The sequence below is a fragment of the Pseudescherichia sp. genome (genome assembly GCF_031998825.1).
Classification (GTDB): Bacteria; Pseudomonadota; Gammaproteobacteria; order Enterobacterales; family Enterobacteriaceae; genus Pseudescherichia.
Genome location: NZ_DAMACX010000030.1, coordinates 1 through 21035, shown reverse-complemented (window position 1 = coordinate 21035; position 21035 = coordinate 1). Strand labels below are relative to the sequence as shown.

General features: G+C 58.3%; 20 protein-coding genes. 8 read left to right on the top strand and 12 right to left on the bottom strand.

From position 1 onward, the window contains the following. Positions 1–681: protein bax (locus tag RTP97_RS14185; protein ID WP_312414724.1), on the top strand; the 681-nt coding region annotated here is incomplete at its 5' end. Between the two features lie 33 nt (positions 682–714). Here RTP97_RS14185 and xylR read toward each other — a convergent pair. The 4 genes from xylR to xylF all read right to left on the bottom strand — a co-directional run bounded on the left by xylR (position 715) and on the right by xylF (position 5762). Then, positions 715–1893, bottom strand: a complete 1179-nt coding sequence (gene xylR / locus RTP97_RS14180) for a D-xylose utilization transcriptional activator XylR (RefSeq protein ID WP_312414722.1) — start codon at positions 1891–1893, stop codon at positions 715–717. Between the two features lie 100 nt (positions 1894–1993). Beyond that, positions 1994–3175, bottom strand: coding sequence for a xylose ABC transporter permease XylH (gene xylH, locus RTP97_RS14175; protein WP_144818496.1), 1182 nt, complete (start codon positions 3173–3175; stop codon positions 1994–1996). Next, complete coding sequence (locus tag RTP97_RS14170; RefSeq protein ID WP_312414719.1) at positions 3153–4694, bottom strand: xylose ABC transporter ATP-binding protein; 1542 nt, start codon at positions 4692–4694, stop codon at positions 3153–3155. The genes xylH and RTP97_RS14170 overlap by 23 nt, the downstream gene beginning before the upstream one ends. A 75-nt stretch (positions 4695–4769) precedes the next feature. Further along, positions 4770–5762: a D-xylose ABC transporter substrate-binding protein gene (gene xylF, locus RTP97_RS14165; RefSeq protein ID WP_312211754.1), complete on the bottom strand. Its 993-nt coding sequence runs from the start codon at positions 5760–5762 to the stop codon at positions 4770–4772. A gap of 318 nt (positions 5763–6080) precedes the next feature. On the opposite strand from xylF, the gene xylA reads away from it, so the two are divergent. Both xylA and xylB read left to right on the top strand, forming a co-directional pair. Continuing rightward, positions 6081–7403 (top strand): xylose isomerase, encoded by a 1323-nt coding sequence (gene xylA, locus RTP97_RS14160; protein WP_312414716.1) that lies wholly within the window; start codon positions 6081–6083, stop codon positions 7401–7403. A gap of 96 nt (positions 7404–7499) precedes the next feature. Next, positions 7500–8954 (top strand): xylulokinase, encoded by a 1455-nt coding sequence (xylB, locus tag RTP97_RS14155; RefSeq protein ID WP_312414714.1) that lies wholly within the window; start codon positions 7500–7502, stop codon positions 8952–8954. 61 nt (positions 8955–9015) lie between these two features. Here xylB and RTP97_RS14150 read toward each other — a convergent pair whose 3' ends face one another. Continuing rightward, positions 9016–10008 (bottom strand): acyltransferase, encoded by a 993-nt coding sequence (locus RTP97_RS14150; protein WP_312414712.1) that lies wholly within the window; start codon positions 10006–10008, stop codon positions 9016–9018. A 93-nt stretch (positions 10009–10101) separates the two neighbouring features. On the opposite strand from RTP97_RS14150, the gene RTP97_RS14145 reads away from it, so the two are divergent. From RTP97_RS14145 to glyS, 3 genes are all read left to right on the top strand, one after another. Then, the gene (locus RTP97_RS14145; RefSeq protein ID WP_312414710.1) at positions 10102–10404 is read left to right on the top strand and encodes a YsaB family lipoprotein; all 303 of its coding nucleotides are present in this window, start codon (positions 10102–10104) and stop codon (positions 10402–10404) included. 104 nt (positions 10405–10508) lie between these two features. After that, on the top strand, positions 10509–11420 hold the full coding sequence (gene glyQ / locus RTP97_RS14140) for a glycine--tRNA ligase subunit alpha (RefSeq protein ID WP_042393986.1): 912 nt from the start codon (positions 10509–10511) through the stop codon (positions 11418–11420). Positions 11421–11429: 9 nt separating this feature from the next. Continuing rightward, entirely contained in the window at positions 11430–13499 is a 2070-nt protein-coding gene (gene glyS / locus RTP97_RS14135) for a glycine--tRNA ligase subunit beta (RefSeq protein ID WP_312414708.1), read from the top strand. 78 nt (positions 13500–13577) lie between these two features. Here glyS and RTP97_RS14130 read toward each other — a convergent pair whose 3' ends face one another. After that, positions 13578–13868: an HTH-type transcriptional regulator gene (locus RTP97_RS14130; protein WP_312228131.1), complete on the bottom strand. Its 291-nt coding sequence runs from the start codon at positions 13866–13868 to the stop codon at positions 13578–13580. A gap of 380 nt (positions 13869–14248) precedes the next feature. On the opposite strand from RTP97_RS14130, the gene RTP97_RS14125 reads away from it, so the two are divergent. Continuing rightward, complete coding sequence (locus RTP97_RS14125) at positions 14249–14959, top strand: DUF3053 domain-containing protein (RefSeq protein WP_312414705.1); 711 nt, start codon at positions 14249–14251, stop codon at positions 14957–14959. A 264-nt stretch (positions 14960–15223) separates the two neighbouring features. After that, on the top strand, positions 15224–15436 hold the full coding sequence (cspA, locus tag RTP97_RS14120; protein ID WP_042393997.1) for an RNA chaperone/antiterminator CspA: 213 nt from the start codon (positions 15224–15226) through the stop codon (positions 15434–15436). A 62-nt stretch (positions 15437–15498) separates the two neighbouring features. On the opposite strand, the gene ghrB is transcribed toward cspA, so the two are convergent. The 6 genes from ghrB to RTP97_RS14090 all read right to left on the bottom strand — a co-directional run. Then, on the bottom strand, positions 15499–16473 hold the full coding sequence (gene ghrB, locus RTP97_RS14115; protein ID WP_312414704.1) for a glyoxylate/hydroxypyruvate reductase GhrB: 975 nt from the start codon (positions 16471–16473) through the stop codon (positions 15499–15501). A gap of 14 nt (positions 16474–16487) precedes the next feature. Then, positions 16488–17786: an MFS transporter gene (locus tag RTP97_RS14110; RefSeq protein WP_312211762.1), complete on the bottom strand. Its 1299-nt coding sequence runs from the start codon at positions 17784–17786 to the stop codon at positions 16488–16490. 64 nt (positions 17787–17850) lie between these two features. Continuing rightward, the gene (locus RTP97_RS14105; protein WP_312414701.1) at positions 17851–18795 is read right to left on the bottom strand and encodes a sugar kinase; all 945 of its coding nucleotides are present in this window, start codon (positions 18793–18795) and stop codon (positions 17851–17853) included. After that, positions 18788–19549 (bottom strand): sugar phosphate isomerase/epimerase, encoded by a 762-nt coding sequence (locus RTP97_RS14100; protein WP_312414698.1) that lies wholly within the window; start codon positions 19547–19549, stop codon positions 18788–18790. Before RTP97_RS14100 ends, RTP97_RS14105 begins: the two co-directional genes overlap by 8 nt. A 99-nt stretch (positions 19550–19648) precedes the next feature. Next, the gene (locus tag RTP97_RS14095) at positions 19649–20665 is read right to left on the bottom strand and encodes a LacI family DNA-binding transcriptional regulator (protein WP_312414695.1); all 1017 of its coding nucleotides are present in this window, start codon (positions 20663–20665) and stop codon (positions 19649–19651) included. 110 nt (positions 20666–20775) lie between these two features. Beyond that, on the bottom strand, positions 20776–21035 hold a 260-nt coding region (locus RTP97_RS14090), incomplete at its 5' end, for an OmpA family protein (protein ID WP_312414692.1).

The following is a 21035-nucleotide window of genomic DNA, read 5'->3' as shown; positions in this document are numbered from 1 at the left end:
AGCAGTAAACAAGAGTATTCTCGCAATAGTGCAAAGAGCAGTTCACTTCCTGATTTGCGAAAATACCCTTCCGGAACACCAAGGAAAAAGGCGTTTCTCCGGACGGTTATGCCCTACATTACGAGCCAAAATGCTGCGATTACTGCCGAGCGCAACTGGCTGGTGTCTAAACAGTACGACAATCGCTGGTCGCCGACCGAGCGTGCGCGTCTGAAAGACATTGCCAAGCGTTACAAGGTGAGCTGGTCGGGTAATACCCGCCGTATCCCGTGGAATACGCTGCTGGATCGCGTCGACATTATCCCTGACAGCATGGTTGCCACTATGGCAGCGGCTGAGAGCGGCTGGGGAACCTCGAAGCTGGCGCGCAGTAACAACAACCTGTTCGGCATGAAGTGTGCGAAAGGCCGCTGTAACAACGGCCCGGGCAAGGTAAAAGGCTACTCCCAGTTTGACTCGGTAAAAGAGTCAGTAGGTGCCTACGCGGCTAACCTCAATACCAATCCGGCGTATGCCTCGTTCCGTAAATCCCGTGCGCAGCTGCGCAAAGCGGATCAGGAAGTGACCGCCAGCACCATGATCCACAAGCTCAGCGGCTATTCGACGCAGGGTAAGCGCTATAACAACTACCTGTTTGCCATGTATCAGGACAACCAGCGGTTAATTGCAGCGCATATGTAATCATTGTGTCGGGTGGCGCTACGCCCACCCGACCTACATCACTATCTCGCTGTAGCGATCCCGATAATCCTTCGGCGTGCTGCCGTACTCCTTTTTAAACACCGAATAGAAGTATTGCAGCGACGGGTAGCCGCACATCTGTGAAATCTCGTTAATCGACAGCGAGGTTGAGATGAGCAGGCTGCGCGCCTTCTCCAGCTTCTCGGCGTGGATCATCGCGTGAATGGTTTCGCCCACCTCCTCTTTAAAACGCTTCTCCAGGTTCGATCGCGAGATCCCTACCGCGTCCAGGACCTGATCCACCTTAATCCCTTTGCAGGCGTGATTGCGGATGTAGTGCATGGCCTGGATCACCGCCGGGTCGTTGAGCGACCGGTAGTCCGTCGAGCGCCGGGCCACCACCCGCACCGGCGGCACCAGCAGCCGCTGAAGGGGCATTGCCTCGTTATCCAGCAGGCGGTGCAGCAGCTTCGCCGCCTGGTAGCCCATCTGCCGCGTGCCCTGCGCCACCGACGAGAGCGCTACGCGCGACAGGTAGCGCGTCAGCTCCTCGTTATCGATGCCAATGACGCACAGCTTCTCCGGGACCGGGATATGCAGATGTTCGCACACCTGCAACACGTGGCGGGCGCGGGCGTCAGTTACCGCGATGATGCCGGTCTGCGGCGGCAGGGTTTGTAGCCAGTCGGCGAGGCGGTTCTGGGCGTGCTGCCAGTTTTCAGGAGCGGTCTGTAGCCCCTGGTAGACCACGCCGCGATACTTCTCCTGCGCGACCAGCTGGCGAAAGGCGTGCTCCCGCTCCGCCGCCCAGCCTTTGCCGCTGGTGGCGGGCAGGCCATAGAAGGCGAAGCGGTGTACCCCCTTCTCTTTCAAATGCAAAAAGGCACTCTCCACCAGGGCGTGGTTATCGGTGGCGATGTAGTGCACCGCCGGGTAGTCCTCTGGACGATGGTAGGAGCCGCCCACGCCGACGATGGGAACATCCACGTCGGCCAGCAGGCGCTCGATCTCGCCGTCGTCGTAGTCGGCGATGACGCCGTCCCCCAGCGACTCTCTGATATTTTCAATGCGGGTACGGAAATCCTCCTCAATGAAGATGTCCCACTCCGACTGGGAGGCCTGAAGATATTCGCCCACGCCCTCAACGACCTGGCGATCGTAGGCTTTGTTGGCGTTAAACAGCAGCGTGATCCGATGGCGCTTGGCAAACATGTTGATCTCTTCCTGATAAATCCTCGTTTCTGATTACCATAATCAGCACAAAGCCGGAGAGATATTCCCCGGCAGTGTGATCATCCCTGTAATTTGTCCGCTATGTGCGGCGTTTTGTGGCAGAGTCCATCCAGACCGCTAACAGCAGGATCGCCCCTTTCACGATGTACTGCCAGAAGGTCGGGACGTCCATCATGCTCATGCCGTTATCCAGCGAGGCCATAATAAAGGCCCCCATCACCGCGCCCGCCACGCTGCCGACCCCGCCCGCAAGGCTGGTGCCGCCGATCACGCAGGCGGCGATGGCGTCCAGCTCGGCGATGTTCCCCGCCGACGGGGAGCCAGCGCCGAGGCGCGAGCTGAGGATCAGCCCGGCGATAGCTACCATCAGGCCGTTGATGGCGAATACCGCCAGCTTGGTGCGCTCGACGTTAATACCCGACAGACGCGCCGCCTCAATGTTGCCACCGATGGCGTAGATCCGCCGTCCAAAGGCGGTGCGCGTTGCCATGAACATCCCCGCCAGCAGCAGGAAAACCAGCAGCAGCACCGGCGTTGGCACGCCGCGGTAGTCGTTGAGCAGCCAGATCGCACCCAGCACCACCACCGCTATCAGCGCCTGCCTGCCCACCACCATCGTGGAGGCCGACGTTGCCAGCCCCAGCGACTGACGACGCAGCCGTCCGCGCCACTGCCAGAGCACAAACAGCACCAGCCCCAGCGCACCGACGCCAAAGCCAAACCCGTCCGGCAGGTAGCTCTGGCCAATCTGCGACATCGCTGCGCTGGTGGGCGAGACGGTGGTGCCGTTGGTGATGCCAATCAGCACGCCGCGAAACGCCAGCATTCCCGCGAGGGTGACGATAAACGACGGCACCTTGCGGTACGCCACCCACCAGCCGTTCCAGGTGCCCAGCAGCAGCCCGAGCACCAGCGTCACCGCCACGGTCAGCGGCAGCGGCCAGCCCAGCCAGACGTCAAAGATCGCCGCCGCGCCGCCCAGCAGGCCCATCATGGATCCCACGGAGAGGTCGATCTCGGCGGATATAATGACAAACACCATTCCCACCGCCAGGATGCCGGTGATGGCGGTCTGACGCAACAGGTTAGAGATGTTGCGCGCGCTCAGGTACGAGCCGTCGGTCATCCAGGTAAAGAAGAGCATAATTGCCACGATGGCGGCAATCATGACAAAGACCTGGAGATTGAGAGATTTCAGCCCGCTAAACGCCCCGGGGGCCGGGGAGGCGAGCTTCAGTTCAGACGGATTGCTTTTCGACATGATGTTCGCTCCTCAGCGCCGCTTCCATAACCTGTTCCTGGGTCAGATGGTGATTGATGAGATTGGCCTTGAGCCGGCCTTCATGCATCACCAGCACCCGATCGCTCAACCCCAGCACCTCCGGCAGCTCGGATGAGATCACGATGACGGCAATGCCCTGCTGTACCAGCTGGTTAATCAGCTTGTAGATTTCATACTTCGCGCCGATATCGATCCCACGCGTGGGTTCGTCGAGGATCAGAATGCGCGGATTGAGCAGCAGGCAGCGGGCCAGAATCGCCTTCTGCTGGTTGCCGCCGCTGAGGCGGCCAATCGCCAGCTCCGGCGAAGAGGTTTTTACCTTCAACCGCTGGAGCGATTGCAAAATACACTGCTGCTCGGCGGCATCGTCAAGGGTGCTGAGCGTGCCGGAAAAATCATCCAGCGCCGCCAGGGTAATGTTCTTGCCGACGGCCATCACCGGCACGATGCCATCTTTTTTCCGGTCCTCCGGCACCATGGCGATCCCGTGGGCGATGGCCTGCTGACAGTTGCTTATCTTCACCGGCTGGCCGTCGATAAATACGCTGCCTTCATGGCGGCCAGGCCAGACGCCAAACAGGCACTGCACGGCTTCGGTGCGCCCGGCGCCGACCAGTCCGGCAATGCCTAAGATCTCCCCGCGCCGCAGGGAGAAGGAGACGTCGTTGACTCGCTTGATATGCCGGTTAACCGGATGCCAGGCGGTGAGGTGCTCCACGCGCAGGATCTCATCTCCCGCCGTATGGGGTTCGCTCGGGTAGAGCGCGGTCAGCTCCCGGCCCACCATCATGGTGATAATGGCATCCTCGCTCATGCCCGCCGCATCGCGCATCCCCACCGGCTTGCCGTCGCGGATCACGCAGATGACATCCGCAATGGCTTTCACCTCGTTCAGCTTGTGCGAAATGTAGATGCAGGCAATATCGTGGTTTTGCAGGTCGCGAATGATATCCAGCAGCACCGCTGTCTCCTGCTCAGTGAGTGAGGCGGTAGGCTCATCGAGGATCAGCAGCCGCACCTGCTTGTTAAGCGCCTTGGCAATCTCCACCAGCTGCTGCTGGCCCAGTCCGAGATCGCCAACCCGGGTATCCGGCGAGATGGCAAGGCTGACCTGCTTGAGCAGCTTGTCGCAGCGCAGCGTCATGGCGTCGTAGTCCATCACCCCGTGATGGGTCAGCTCCGCGCCAAGGAAGATGTTCTCCAGCACCGTGAGGTGCTTAACCAGCGCCAGCTCCTGGTGAATGATGGCAATACCCCGGCGTTCGGTATCGCGGATATGGCTGGCGATGAGCGGCTCACCGGCAAAAAGGATCTCGCCATCGTAGCTGCCGTGCGGGTAGATACCGCACAGCACCTTCATTAAGGTAGATTTGCCCGAGCCGTTTTCACCGCACAGGGCCAGCACCTCGCCGGCGTTCAGCGCCAGGCTCACGTTATCGACGGCTTTAACCGTGCCGAACGCTTTGGTGATGTTTTTCATTTCCAGTAAATAAGGCATACCTGCTCCGCGTGGATCGTTGGAATAACAGTGCCTGAGGGCGCTCCCCCGTTGTGCCGGGGGAGGGTGTGAAGCTTACAGCTCGCTTTTCTTATGGAATCCGTCTTTCACTACGGTGGCGTCGATATTCTCTTTATTTACCTCGATAGGCGTCAGCAGACGGGCAGGAACGTCTTTCAGACCGTTATTTAACGAGGTATCGGCTTTCGGCTGCTGGCCATTTCCCAGCTCGACGGCGATTTCGGCGGCGGTATTCGCCAGCTCGGTGATGGGCTTATAGACGGTCATGGTCTGGCTGCCGTTCATAATACGTTTAATCCCGGCAAGGTCGGCATCCTGACCGGAGATAGCCACTTTACCCGCCAGCCCCTGGGCGCTGAGGGCCTGGATTGCGCCGCCTGCGGTGGCGTCGTTCGAGGCGACAACCGCATCGATTTTGTTATTGTTGGCGGTCAGGGCGTTCTCCATAATTTTCAACGCGTTTTCCGGCAGCCAGCCGTCGGCCCACTGGTCGCCGACCACTTTAATTTTGCCGCTGTCGATATAGGGTTTTAATACTTTCATCTGACCCGCACGGAACAGCTTGGCGTTATTATCTACCGGCGAGCCGCCCATCAGGAAATAATTGCCTTCGGGCACTTTGGTGACCAGGCTCTGTGCCTGCATTTCCCCTACTTTTTCATTATCGAAAGAGATGTAAAAATCGATGTCGGCATTATTAATCATACGGTCATAGGCTAATACTTTAATTCCCTCCTGTTTCGCCTCTTTTATCACATTACTCAATACCTGGCCGTTGTAGGGAATAATCACCAGCACGTCAACGCCACGGTTGATCATATTTTCAATCTGTGACATCTGGGTCTCTTCGTTACCGTTGGCCGACTGGACAAAGACTTCCGCCCCCAGCGACTCGGCTTTTTTAACAAAGATATCGCGATCTTTTTGCCAGCGTTCGAGGCGCAGATCGTCAATGGCCATCCCAATCTTGACCTCTTTAGCATGGCTCGCAGCGCTGGCGAGCAGCAGCGAGGCGCAAAGCGTAAGGCAAAGGTTCTTTATCTTCATAATATTAATACCTTTTGTAGGGTTATCGGGCTTGAGATAAAAGAAACATGCACAGCGACAGACGTAGCAAATTTTTAACATCTTATTGCGGGCTGGCAATTACTGATTTTTATCTTCTGATTACGTTTTTTGGTTTATTTCCTAATTTATGACCGCGATCTTATTTTAAGCCGCTGAGGGAGATATTTGAGAGCCAGCGCACGTTTGTGCATTCTCTCAATAGCAGTGTGAAATAACGTAATTGAGCAACGCCCGGCGAATATCCACTATTAATGCCACTGATATCCCCTGCCGCAGACATTGATTATGGAGCTGAATATGCAAGCCTATTTCGACCAACTTGACCGCGTTCGCTTTGAAGGCCCGAAAACCGCCAACCCGTTAGCCTTTCGCCACTACAACCCGGATGAACTGGTGCTGGGCAAGCGGATGGAAGATCACCTGCGCTTTGCTGCCTGCTACTGGCACACCTTCTGCTGGACCGGCGCGGATATGTTTGGCGTCGGCGCGTTCGAGCGCCCGTGGCAGCAGGCTGGCGATGCGCTGGCGCTGGCAAAACGCAAAGCCGACGTAGCCTTTGAGTTTTTCCACAAGCTCAACGTTCCCTACTACTGCTTCCACGATGTGGATGTCTCCCCGGAAGGGGCGTCGCTGAAGGAGTATCTCAATAACTTTGCCACCATGACCGATATCCTGGCCGAGAAGCAGCAGCAGAGCGGCGTGAAGCTGCTGTGGGGCACGGCGAACTGCTTCACCCATCCACGCTACGGCGCGGGCGCGGCGACCAACCCGGATCCGGAAGTCTTTAGCTGGGCGGCAACCCAGGTCGTCACTGCCATGAACGCTACCCATAAGCTGGGCGGTGAAAACTACGTGCTGTGGGGCGGCCGGGAAGGGTATGAAACGCTGCTCAATACCGATCTGCGCCAGGAGCGTGAGCAGATCGGCCGCTTTATGCAGATGGTGGTCGAGCACAAGCATAAGATTGGCTTCCAGGGCACGCTGCTGATCGAGCCGAAGCCGCAGGAGCCGACCAAGCATCAGTACGATTACGATGTGGCTACGGTTTACGGCTTCCTCAAGCAGTTTGGTCTTGAGAAAGAGATCAAGGTCAATATTGAGGCCAACCACGCCACGCTGGCCGGACACTCCTTCCACCACGAGATCGCCTCCGCCATTGCGCTGGGCATTTTCGGCTCCGTGGACGCCAACCGCGGCGACATGCAGCTGGGCTGGGATACGGACCAGTTCCCGAACAGCGTCGAAGAGAATGCGCTGGTGATGTATGAGATTGTGAAGGCGGGGGGCTTTATCACCGGCGGTCTCAACTTTGACGCCAAAGTGCGTCGCCAGAGCACCGACAAATACGATCTGTTCTATGGTCATATTGGCGCGATGGACACCATGGCGCTGGCGCTGAAGGTGGCGGCCCGCATGATCGAAGATGGCGAGCTGGATAAGCGCGTGGCGAAACGCTACGCGGGCTGGAATGGTGAGCTGGGCCAGCAGATCCTGAAAGGGCAGCTTACCCTGACGGAGCTGGCGAAGTACGCTGAACAGCAGAATCTGGCCCCGCAGCACCAGAGTGGTCACCAGGAGCTGCTGGAGAACCTGGTTAACCACTATATTTTTGATAAATAGTCAGCAATGCCCGGTGGCGCTGCGCTTACCGGGCCTGCGAACCTGTAGGCCGGGCAAACGCAGTGCCGCCCGGCGTTTTCATTAAGGAATCCCGCTATGTATATCGGCATCGATCTGGGCACGTCGGGTGTAAAAGCTATTCTGCTGAATGAGCAGGGCGAGATGCTGGCTTCGCACACCGAGAAGCTTTCCGTCTCACGCCCGCATCCGCTCTGGTCAGAACAGGATCCCAACCAGTTGTGGCAGGCGACAAATAGCGCGTTGAAGGCGCTGGGTCAGCAGCAGGCGCTGTCCGGGGTAAAGGCCATCGGCATTGCCGGGCAGATGCACGGCGCAACGCTGCTGGACAGCGATAATTGCGTTCTGCGTCCGGCCATTCTGTGGAACGACGGCCGCTGTGCAGAGGAGTGCACCCTGCTGGAGACGGCGGTACCTGACTCGCGCCAGATCACTGGCAACCTGATGATGCCCGGCTTTACCGCACCCAAGCTGCTGTGGGTTAAACGCCACGAGCCTGAGGTGTTTGCCCAGGTAGCGAAGGTGCTGCTGCCGAAAGATTATCTGCGTCTGCGCATGACCGGGGAGTACGCCAGCGATATGTCCGATGCGGCGGGAACCCTATGGCTGGACGTGGCAAAACGCGACTGGAGCGATGAGATGCTCGCCGCCTGTGGCCTCACCCGGAATAACATGCCCGCGCTGTTTGAGGGGAGTGAGATCGCCGGTACGCTGCTGCCGGAGGTCGCTGCCGCATGGGGGATGCCTGCCGTACCGGTCGTGGCCGGGGGCGGGGATAACGCTGCGGGCGCGGTGGGCGTTGGCATGGCGGATGCCGGGCAGGCCATGCTCTCCCTGGGCACCTCGGGAGTCTACTTCGCGGTCAGCAACGGTTTCCTCAGCAAGCCAGAGAGCGCCGTGCACAGCTTCTGTCATGCGCTGCCCGATCGCTGGCACCTGATGTCAGTGATGCTCAGCGCGGCCTCCTGCCTCGACTGGGCGGCGGCGCTCACCGGGCTGGGGTCGGTCTCTGAGCTGATTGCGGCGGCGGAGCAGGCTGACGACAGCGCGGGCGATCTCTGGTTTTTACCCTATCTCTCCGGAGAGCGTACTCCGCACAACAACCCGCAGGCGAAGGGCGTTTTCTTTGGCCTGACACATCAGCATGGGCGGCGCGAGCTGGCCCGAGCGGTGCTGGAGGGCGTTGGCTACGCGCTGGCGGACGGAATGGATGCGGTGCACGCCTGCGGCGTGACGCCGAAGAGTATCACCCTGATCGGCGGCGGGGCGCGCAGCGCCTACTGGCGGCAGATGCTGGCGGATATTAGCGGTCAGCAGCTCGACTACCGCACCGGCGGCGACGTTGGCCCAGCGCTGGGCGCGGCGCGGCTGGCGCAGATTGCCATTAACCCGCAGACGCCGCTGGCGGATCTCCTCCCGCAGCTGCCGCTGGAGCAAGAACATCACCCGGACGCAGAACGTCATCAGGCCTATGCGCCACGGCGGGAGACCTTCCGTAAGATCTACCAGCAGCTGTTACCGTTGATGTCGTGATCGTTTTATGATGTTAATGACGTTGTAGGCCCGGCAAGCACACGCGCCGCCGGGCATTTCTTTAACTTACAAACCTGCGTTTATCTATTCGCTGTAACAGCATCGACAGCAGCAGGCTAATCACCACCGTAATGCTGAAAATCCACACGATATCCGGCACCGGCCAGGGCAGCTCGACGCCGCGGGTGCGCAGGGCGTGGATCACCAGCGCGTGAAAGCCGTAGATCCCCAGCGAGTGGCGCGAGATCAGCCCCAGCCCCGGTAGCGGGCGCGTGTTGAGCCTGTTTTTCACCAGCGTCAGCAGTGAGACGGCGCAGATAAAGACCATTGGCCCGCAGTAGACATACCAGGTATCGGCGAAGTCGCCGCGCCACTGCAGCTCATACAGCGTCCCGCGCGAGATAATCACCACCGCGATGACAAACAGCGCCCCGCAGATCCAGCTCAGGTACTTTTTATCGGTATCCATCGTGCCAATAGCGCGGCCGAGCAGGCCGTAGAGCACGTAGTAGAAGGTATCCCCGGCGATATAGAGATTGACCGGCAGCCACTCCACGCCGCCCGCTTTCAGCGGCACGGTATTGGGGTTCGCCAAAATGCCCAGCACCACCATCAGGGCCAGCAGCATTTTGCCGCTGACGTTTTTCACCTGAATCAGCGGCGAAACCAGGTAGATCACCACAATCGCGAAGAAAAACCACAGGTGGTAGAAGACCGGCTTCTGCAGCAGGTTGCGCAGGCTCAGCTCGCTGTTCATCGAGGTAAAGAAGGTGATGTAGAGCAGGGCAACGGTGCTATAGAAGAGCAGGCAGAGCGCAATGCGCAGAAAATTGCGCGGCTGGGCGCTGCGCTCGCCAAAGAAGAGGTAGCCGGAGATCATAAAGAAGAGTGGGACGCTGACCCGCGAGGCCGAATTGAGGACGTTGGCGATATCCCAGTTGAGCAGGCTGATGCTCTGCGCATCCGTGATGTAGCCGCTGGTGGTGTGGATCATCACCACCATTAAGCAGGCAATCCCGCGTAGGTTATCAATCCAGCTGATTTTTGACGCCATCCGACCCTCTTTCTCCCGCTAACAATGACAGAGCGATAACCATGTGTTATCTAATAGATAACATAACAGCCAGCTCATCCTGCGGGGATTAAAATGATGACAAAGTGTTGCATAACGGCGCTGATTTTTCTGCTTGTCGGCTGCGGGTCGACGCAGCAGGCCGCCGTGCAACCTGCTCATAAGCCGAAGGTGAGTCCGGCGACGACGCTGAGCATGGAGCAGCTCTGCCGGGAGACCGCAGCGCAGCGTTACAACACCCGCGAGCAGAGCATTGCGGTCACCGGAATGGTGCAGTTTCAGGCCAGCTATGAGATGCGTGGCCTGACGCCACGGGAAGAGCGTTTCGTCTGCGCGTTTGACCCCAATGGGCAATTTTTACACCTTTCCATGCGTTAGCAGGCCAATTTTCCCAAACAACCCCGTTTCGTACTGTATATCTTGCGGTCAATGGGTATACTGGCTGCTTCCTTTAAATCCACACGTATCCAGCACGAAATAATATGCAAAAGTTTGATACCCGGACCTTCCAGGGCCTGATCCTGACCTTACAGGATTACTGGGCTCGCCAGGGCTGCACCATTGTCCAACCTTTGGACATGGAAGTTGGCGCAGGCACCTCCCATCCTATGACCTGCCTGCGTGCGCTCGGCCCGGAGCCGATGGCCGCTGCCTACGTGCAGCCGTCACGCCGCCCGACCGATGGCCGCTATGGTGAAAACCCGAACCGCTTACAGCACTACTATCAGTTCCAGGTCGTCATCAAGCCGTCACCGGACAACATTCAGGAGCTGTACCTCGGATCGCTGAAAGAGCTGGGTATGGATCCGACCATTCACGATATTCGCTTCGTTGAAGATAACTGGGAAAACCCGACTCTGGGTGCCTGGGGTCTCGGCTGGGAAGTGTGGCTGAACGGTATGGAAGTGACGCAGTTTACCTACTTCCAGCAGGTCGGCGGCCTGGAGTGTAAGCCGGTGACCGGTGAGATCACCTACGGCCTCGAGCGCCTGGCGATGTACATTCAGGGCGTGGACAGCGTTTACGACCTGGTGTGGAGCGACGGCCCGCTGGGGAAAACCACCTACGGCGACGTGTTCCACCAGAACGAAGTGGAGCAGTCCACCTATAACTTCGAACACGCTGATGTCGACTTCCTCTTCACCTGCTTCGAGCAGTATGAGAAAGAGGCACAGCAGCTGCTGGCGCTGGAGAACCCGCTGCCGCTGCCTGCTTACGAACGTATTCTGAAGGCCGCCCACAGCTTCAACCTGCTGGACGCACGTAAGGCCATCTCCGTGACGGAGCGTCAGCGCTACATTCTGCGCATTCGCACGCTGACCAAGGCCGTTGCCGAGGCTTACTATGCGTCCCGTGAAGCCCTTGGCTTCCCGATGTGCAACCGAAACAAATAAGAGGCGGCCATGTCTGAGAAAACTTTTCTGGTGGAGATTGGCACTGAAGAGCTGCCACCAAAAGCCCTGCGCAGCCTGGCTGAGTCCTTTGCTGCGAACGTCACCGCCGAGCTGGATGCAGCCGGCCTCGCGCACGGCAGCGTAGAGTGGTTTGCCGCTCCGCGTCGTCTGGCGCTGAAAGTGGCTAACCTTGCGGCCTCCCAGCCGGATCGCGAAGTTGAAAAACGCGGCCCGGCTATCTCCCAGGCCTTTGACGCCGAGGGTAAACCAAGCAAAGCGGCAGAGGGCTGGGCGCGTGGCTGCGGTATCACCGTAGATCAGGCCGAGCGTCTGACCACCGATAAAGGCGAATGGCTGCTCTATCGCGCCCATGTTAAAGGCGAAAGCGCCCAGGCGCTGCTGCCCAACATGATCGCCACTGCGCTGACTAAGCTGCCGATCCCGAAACTGATGCGCTGGGGCGCAAGCGACGTGCAGTTTGTGCGTCCGGTGCACACCGTGACCCTGCTGCTGGGCAGCGACGTCATTCCGGCGACCATTCTGGGCATCGCCTCCGATCGCGTGATCCGCGGCCATCGCTTTATGGGCGAGCCGGAGTTCACCATCGACAGTGCCGACCAGTATCCGCAGATCCTGCTGGAGCGCGGCAAGGTGATGGCAGACTACGAGCAGCGTAAAGCGAAAATTAAAGCGGACGCCGAAGCGGCGGCACGCCAGATTGGTGGCAATGCCGATCTAAGCGAAAGCCTGCTGGAAGAGGTCGCCTCGCTGGTGGAGTGGCCGGTAGTGCTTACCGCCACCTTCGAAGAGAAGTTCCTCGCCGTGCCGGCTGAGGCGCTGGTCTACACCATGAAGGGCGACCAGAAGTACTTCCCGGTCTACGCCAACGACGGCAAGCTGTTGCCGAACTTTATCTTCGTCTCCAACATCGAGTCGAAGGATCCGCAGCAGATCATCTCCGGTAACGAGAAGGTGGTGCGCCCGCGTCTGGCAGACGCCGAGTTCTTCTTCAATACCGACCGCAAGAAGCGTCTGGAAGACAACCTCCCGCGCCTGCAGACCGTGCTGTTCCAGCAGCAGCTGGGCACCCTGCGTGACAAAACCGACCGCATCATGGCGCTCTCCGGCTGGATTGCCGCCCAGATTGGTGCCGACGTGGCGAACGCCGAGCGCGCTGGCCTGCTCTCCAAGTGCGACCTGATGACCAACATGGTGTTTGAGTTTACCGACACCCAGGGCGTGATGGGGATGCACTATGCGCGTCACGACGGCGAAGCCGAAGAGGTGGCCGTTGCCCTGAACGAGCAGTACCAGCCGCGCTTTGCCGGTGACGATCTGCCGTCTAACCTGGTGGCCTGCGCGGTAGCCATCGCCGATAAGATGGATACCCTGGCGGGCATTTTTGGCATCGGCCAGCATCCGAAAGGCGACAAAGATCCGTTTGCGCTGCGTCGTGCCGCGCTGGGCGTGCTGCGTATCATCGTTGAGAAGAACCTTAACCTGGATCTGCAAACCCTCACCGAGGAAGCGGTGCGTCTGTACGGCGACAAGCTGACCAACGCGAAGGTGGTGGATGACGTCATCGACTTTATGCTGGGCCGCTTCCGCGCCTGGTATCAGGACGAAGGCTATACCGTTGACACCATCCAGGCGGTGCTGGCGCGTCGTCCGACCCGTCCGGCAGACTTTGACGCCCGCATGAAGGCGGTTTCGCACTTCCGCTCCCTGGACGCCGCCTCGGCGCTGGCAGCGGCGAACAAGCGCGTCTCTAACATCCTGGCGAAGTCAGACGAAACGCTGAACGAGCGCGTCAATGCTGCCACGCTGGTCGAGGCGGAAGAGATCGCCCTGGCGATGCAGGTGGTCGTACTGCGCGACAAGCTGGAGCCGTACTTTGCAGAAGGCCGCTATCAGGAAGCGCTGGTGGAGCTGGCGGAGCTGCGTGAGCCGGTCGATGCCTTCTTCGAGAAGGTGATGGTGAACGTTGAAGATAAAGATCAGCGTATCAACCGTCTGACTATGCTCGAAAAACTGCGTGAGCTGTTCCTGCGCGTGGCGGATATTTCGCTGCTGCAGTAACCCTCTCGATCCGCAGAAACTAAAAACCCGCCTTTGGCGGGTTTCTTTTTTTATAACCAGGTAAAGCGGGCAAAGAAATCACTCCATCAGCTGACGGCTGAGGCGTGGGTTTGCCTGAATCAAGCGCATCAGTTTTAGCTCGGTGGAGGAAGGTTTTACTCGTTTAGATTCCCACTCATGCACCATTGCTACGCTAACGCCCATCACACGTGCAAAATCATCTGTTTTCAGACCGGTGCCCTTTCGCAGCTGTTCGAACTCGCTAAAAGGGTTCGGCTTTTGGATCTGACTTACTTTCCGGGATTCATCTTTAAAAACAATTTGTTCCAGACTGCTAAGCAGCTCAATCATTGGATCTTTGTATTCCATCGAATACTCCTCATAAAACACACCGCGAGGCCGTGAACAGCACAGAGAAATTTAAGAATAGTCGCTAAAAATTAACCTGGTATGTGGACTAGATGATTATTTGTCGCACAAATTGATTTCAGACAATAAAAGTGCCTATAAAAGCAGCAGCGCCCTCTCTAATCGCTTGATTTATCAGCCTCTCGCGGCGGTAGTAAAAATTCGTCAATCGTTGGCAAAAAAATCGCTAATCGCCTTGCGGCACAATTTCCCTGAGCGTTGATTTTCCGCGTAAGAATGCAACGAAAGGGGTATCTTGCGCGGCTCACCTGGACTATCCTTGTCAGCGTCAGGCACACGTGTGCCGGTGTGCGCTTTTTTTGGGTGAAAGGAGTATTAAAATGGCGACAGGAAAGTCCTGCTCTCGCTGGTTCGCGCCTCTTGCGGCGTTATTAATGGTAGTTAGCCTGAGTGGGTGTTTTGATAAAGAGGGCGATCAGCGCAAGGCGTTTATCGATTTCCTGCAAAATACAGCGATGCGTAGCGGTGAACGCCTGCCAACGCTGACTGCCGATCAGAAAAAGCAGTTTGGCCCGTTCGTGTCAGACTATGCCATTCTGTATGGCTACTCCCAGCAGGTGAACCAGGCGATGGACGCTGGTCTGCGCCCGGTGGTGGACAGCGTGAATGCCATCCGCGTCCCGCAGGACTATATGACCCAGCGTGAGCCGCTGCGTCAGGCTAACGGCTCCCTGGGCGTGCTGAGCCAGCAGCTGCAGAATGCCAAAGTGCAGGCGGACGCCTCTCGCTCCGCGCTGAAACAGAACGATGACCTGAAGCCGGTCTACGATCAGGTCTATGAGAAAGTGGTGACCCAGCCGTCTAACGCGCTGCAACCGCTGATCCCGGCGGCGCAGGTCTTTACCCAGCAGCTGGTACAGGTAGGTGACTTTATCGCCCAGCAGGAGGCGCAGGTGAGCTTCGTTGCCAACGGCATTCAGTTCCCGACCTCGCAGCAGGCCAGCCAGTACAACTCGCTGATTGGGCCGCTGGCCTCACAGCATCAGGCGTTTACGCAGGCCTGGAGCGCGGCGGTGAACGCCACGCAGTAAGCAGCAAGCGTTCTGATGTCCCCGTCTGACGGCGGGGACAATGTAATGAAAGGTAAGTAAAACAATTAGTGCTTGCCATGATGCCTGTAAAATGAGTTAATGCGTCATCGGTTTGATATACAGACCTTAAAGCAGTTTAGTAAAGCAGTCCCCTTCAAGAGTTATCATAGATACTCCTCGTAGTGAGCTCTCCTTTATCGCTTAAAAAATCTGTAAAGCACGCCATAGCGCCGGAAGGCAAACTTAATTAAAAAGGTAATATCTATGTCTAACAAAATGACTGGTTTAGTAAAATGGTTTAACGCTGACAAAGGTTTCGGCTTCATCACTCCTGACGATGGCTCTAAAGACGTGTTCGTACACTTCTCTGCTATCCAGAACGATGGCTACAAATCTCTTGATGAAGGCCAGAAAGTATCCTTCACCATCGAAAGCGGCGCTAAAGGCCCGTCTGCTGGTAACGTTGTAAGCCTGTAAGCTTAACGTTAAAGCACGATGTTAAAAAAACCCGCCTCGGCGGGTTTTTTGTTTTCTGCGATTTACTTCGCAATCTGCGGATTAACGCAGTTCTTCTCTACCTTGCCGTTAAGGGCGTCGATCAGGTTATCGACGGCGCAGGCGGCCATATTGTAGCGCGTCTCGTGCGTTGCCGAGCCGATATGGGGCAGGGCGACAACGTTCGGCAGGCTCAGCAGCGGTGAGTCCACCGGTAGCGGCTCCTGCTCGAAAACGTCCAGCCCGGCGGCGTGGATCTCACCGCTTTTCAGCGCCTCAATCAGCGCCTGCTCATCGACCACCGGACCACGGCCCGCATTGATAAAGATGGCTGACGACTTCATTTTCTTAAACTGCTCCGCGCCAATCATATGGTGCGTCTCGTCGGTTAGCGGCAGCACCACGCAGACGTAGTCTGACTCCTGCAGCAGGGTGTCGATATCGCAGTAGCGTGCCTGGAAACGCTCTTCCGCCTCGGCGTGATGGCGACGGGCGTTGTAGAGGATCGGCATGCCGAAACCAAAGTGCGCCCGCTGCGCCAGTGCCAGCCCGATGCGGCCCATGCCGACGATGCCCAGCGTTTTGTGGTGCACGTCAATGCCGAACCAGTCCGGGCCAATCCCCTGCTTCCATTCGCCTGCCTTCACCCGCTCAGCCACTTCCACCACGCGGCGGGCGGTGCTGAGGACCAGCGCCATCATAGTATCGGCAACGGTCTCTGTCAGCACGGTGGGGGTGTGCATCAGGAAGATGCCCTGGGCGTTCAGGGCATCAACGTCAAACTGATCGTAGCCAACCGACACGGTGGAAGTGGCACGCAGCTTCGGCATCTTTTCCAGCAGCGCCGCGTCCACTTTCTCACTCGAACCCAGCAAGCCCTCTGCGTTTGCAAACGCCTCCGCGTTTTTTTGCACCGTCTCAGGGTCAAGGTTATCGACCTGGGTGACGGTAAAGTGGTCTTCCAGACGCTTATGCAGATCGTCAGGCAGTGCTTTGTACAGGATGATGGACGGCTTCATGCGTATCTCCGTAATCAATGGGTTGAGGGGCGTCCGGCGCGCATCATGCGGGCAGGAGCCTGTTGATTATTCGCAGGCTTAACAATCAAAGTAAGCCATACCGAAACAAAAAGCGCCACCCCCATAAATATGTACGATGCGGACGGGCTGCCGGTCGATCCGTTGAGATAACCCACAAACCATGAGCCAAAGAAGGAGCCGAGCGCGCCCATGCTGTTGATTAATGCCATTGCGCCGCCCGCCACGTTACGCGGCAGCATCTCTGGAATGATGGCGAAGAACGGGCCATACGGGGCATACATCGCCGCACCGGCAATCACCAGCAGGGTATAGGAGACCCAGAAGTGGTTTGCGCCTACTGCCCAGGAGCCAATAAAGGCGAAGGCAGCAATCAGCAGCAGCGGCCAGACGAACAGCTTGCGGTTTTGCAGCTTATCGGAAGCCCAGGAGGCGAGGATCATTGCAATGGTAGCGGCCAGGTAGGGAACGGACGAGAGCCAGCCCACCTCTACCATGCCTAAGTTGGCGCCGCCGCTGCGGATAATCGACGGCAGCCACAGTACGAAGCCGTACACGCCGATGCTCCAGGCAAAGTACTGCATGCAGAGCAGGATAACGTTGCGCGAGCGGAAAGCTTCGCCATAGTTACGTACCGCCTTAATACCCTCCTGCTCTTTCTCCAGCTGCACTTTTAACGCGGTTTTTTCATCTTCCGCCAGCCACTTAACCTGCTCCGGCTTATCTTTGACCAGCACCCACCAGCAGAAGGCCCAGATGATGGCCGGAACGCCCTCGATGATGAACATTTCACGCCAGCCAAAGGCCTGGATCAGGTAGCCAGAGACCACCGACATCCACAGCACCGTGACCGGGTTGCCGAGGATCAGGAAGGTATTGGCTCGTGAGCGTTCGGATTTGGTAAACCAGTTGCTGATGTAGATCAGCATCGCTGGCATCACCGCCGCTTCCACCACGCCCAGAATAAAGCGAATAGCGGCGAGCATCGGGATATTGTTAACCACGCCGGTCAGAGAGGCACACGCGCCCCAAAGGATCAGGCAGATAAAGATCAGCTTGCGGACGCTACGGCGTTCGGCGTAGAGCGCGCCAGGGATCTGGAAGAAGAAGTAGCCGAGGAAGAAGAGCGCGCCCAGCAGCGATGAGATGCCTTTGGTGATGCCCAGATCCTCGTTAATACCCGCAGCGGACGCGAAGCTAAAGTTGGCCCGGTCGAGGTAGGCCAGACTGTAGGTGATAAACACAATCGGCATAATGTACAGCCAGCGTTTTGCTGCATTAGTAGAGCTTTTCATAGGCTTGCCTCGGATGTTGAGGTTTATGCTGCCTCTGTTGTGTAGGGTACAGAGGATCTGTAATTTAGAACGTTTCCGCGAGCTGCGCACGCGTCGGTAAGCCTTCGCTGTCGCCGGGAACCTGGATCGCCAGCGAGCCGATCTTATTCCCGCGAGCGACCGCCTGCGGGAAGCTTTTTCCCTCCAGCAGGGCGCTGATCACCCCAACGGCAAAGCCATCCCCTGCGCCAACGGTATCGACAACGTTATCCACCCTGACGGCGGCAACCGCGCCCTGCTCACCGGCGGCGGTTTTAAACCATGCCCCGTCGGCTCCGGTTTTAATCACCACCGCTTTGACGCCCTGCGCAAGATAGAAATCTGCCATCCCCTCCGGTGTGCTTTGACCCGTCAGGATGGCCGCCTCTTTAAGGCCAGGTAATACCCAGTCGGCCTTAAAGGCGAGGCGGTTTAGCTTTTCAACCATCTCCGCTTCGCTTTTCCACAGCACCGGACGCAGGTTAGGATCGAAAGAGATCGTTTTTCCCTGTGCCTTCATAGTGTTTGCTGCATGATCCAGAAGATCGTAAGCAGTGGGCGACAGCGCCGCCGCCACGCCACTCAGGTGCAGATGCCGGGCACGAGCAAACGTTGCGGCATCGAAGTCATCACAAGAGAGATGGCTGGCGGCAGACCCTTTGCGGAAGTACTCCACAATGGGATCGGTTCCATTTTCCGCCCGCGATTTCAGCTGAAAACCAGTGGGATAGCGATCGTCAACGGTGACGCTTTCGCTATTGATATTCTCTTTTTTTAGCGAGCTCAGCACGAAACGGCCAAAGCTGTCGGATCCAACGCGGCTGACCCAGCTAACGTTCAAACCAAGGCGGGCAAGGCCGGTAGCGACGTTAAGCTCTGCGCCTGCAACGCGTTTGATAAAAGCATCGGCCTCGGCCAGCTCGCCCGGCTCGGTAGCCACAAACATCGCCATCGCTTCGCCAATGGTGATGACATCCAGCGCGTTATGCATGATGAAACTCCTCGCGTAACCAGGTAACGTAGCGGCGCGTGACGGCGGTCAAATCGCGCCCTTCAAGGGGGAATTCAATACCGCGCGGTGCGTCGACGGGTAGGGCATCAAGCAGCGCTTGCCAGCGCGGATCGTCATGGTCTGGCGGCACGGCGCGCCAGTGAAAATGGTGGGCCTGAGCGGCCTTCACGTGAACATAGCTCACGGCAGGGGCTAGCAGGCGCGCGGCCTCTTCCGGGGACTCGTCTACCCACAGCCAGTTACCCATATCAAAGGTCAGCGTCACGGGGAGATTCAGTACCCTGCAGGCGGCGCTGAAGCGCTGCATCGGGGCAAGCTTGCCGCACTCGGTCTGGTCGTTCTCTACCACCAGCGCCATGCCGCTCTCCGCCAGCATCGCGCGCAGCGGCTCAAGGGTAGATTTATGCTGAAAGTGGCCAAGGGAGACCTTCAGCCAGAGGGCGTTGAGTGTGTGGGCCTCCTGCAACAGCGACGGCAGCAGCGGGTTCAGCGTGCCGTCGGGCAGGCAGAGCGGCTCTGGGGCCGAGTAGCAGGCCAACAAGTTGTGTTTAGCAATAGCGGCGGCCAGCGCAGGCAGATTTTCCAGCTCCTGCGGGCTAAACAGCTCCCGGCGGATCTCGACGCCATCGGCACCGCCGTTAGCAATAAAGGGGAGCACTGCCGCCTGCCCGCCCAACTGGTTCAGGCGATCGTGGCCGTAGGCGGCGGTGACAACGATAATTTTTCTTTCCATCTGGCAGCTCCAGCGTTAACTCTTGCCTTAACGCTAGATGGAACCGGTTCCAAAGAAAAGAAGGCTATCTCTAAAGCATGATCGTCGTCACGAAGGTTATTAAAGCGACGTTGAGCCGCGCACGATCAGCTCGCCGGAGAAAAGCTGCTCGCGGACGGTATCGTCAGTACCGTCAATGCGGCGCACGACCTGCTCGACGGCGGCGTAGCCAATCTGCCAGGTAGGCTGCTTGAGGGTAGTGATGCCAACGCCAGCGAGTTCGGCCCACTCCAGTTCGTCAAAGCCGAGCAGGCCGATATCGCTGCCCCAGTGCAGGCCAATGCGTTTAAGCGAGCGAGCCACCTGCAGGGTTAACGCCCCGTTGGCAGAGATCACCGCTTTACGCATTCCGCGGTGGCGGGCGTGAAACTGTCGCAGGGCGTTATCGATCTGCGCCGCCTCGTGCAGCACCGTCTCGGCGTTCTCGGACACCACGCCGGGGTAGCGGGCAAGGGTGGCGCGAAAAGCGTTCAGGCGTTCGCGGCGGGTATTGACCGTGCCAAGCGGCTCGCTGAGAAACAGCAACGCCTCAAAGCCCTGCTGGATCAGATGCTCAGTGGCGGTGGTGGCGGCCTGGGTGTTATCCAGCCCCACCACGTCGCAGGCGAAATCAGGGATCTTGCGGTCGATAAGCACCATCGGCAGCGCCGACTGCTGCAGGCGGTTCAGCGCCTCCTCCCGCATCCCGACGGCGTTGACCACGATCCCCTCCACCTGATAGCTGCGCAGCAGATCCAGGTAGTGCTGCTCCCGGTCCAGCTCGTTGTTGGTATTACAGACCAGCGGCGTAAAGCCCTTCTCGCGGCATGCGGCCTCAATGCCGCTGAGCACGTTGACGGAGTAAGGGTTAGTGATGTCGGCGATGATCAGGCCAATCAGGCGAGTGCGGCCGCGCTTGAGACCCTGCGCCATCAGGCTGGGGCGATAGTCGAGGGTGGCAATGGCGTGCTCTATGCGCAGGCGTAGATCGTCAGAGAGCAGGTTTTGCTCGCCGTTCAGATAGCGCGACACGCTGGTTTTACCGGTTTTCGCCGCTTTTGCGACATCGCTGATGGTGGGGCGTGGTGATTTGCTCATCGCTGATTTCCATGGCTTTAGTGAGAACACCTTAGCGAGAAAATCGGCCTAAGCAAGTTATTTGCCCGGTATCGCTTGCGCTTACCGGGCATGGAAGAGAAATCTAAACGTTATGCCGTTGGGCTAAGCGTAATCTCGACGCGGCGGTTCTGCGCCTTGCCCTCTTCGGTGCTGTTGCTGGCGATCGGGTTCGCCGGGCCCATGCCGCTGGTGCGCATGCGGCTGGCATCCACGCCCTGGGTAATCAGCGAGCTGGCAACCGAGTCGGCGCGCTGCTGTGACAGGCGCATGTTGAGATCCTGGCCGCCGGTGCTGTCGGTGTAGCCCACCACGTTCACCGCCGTTTTCGGGTACTCTTTCAGGACCATCG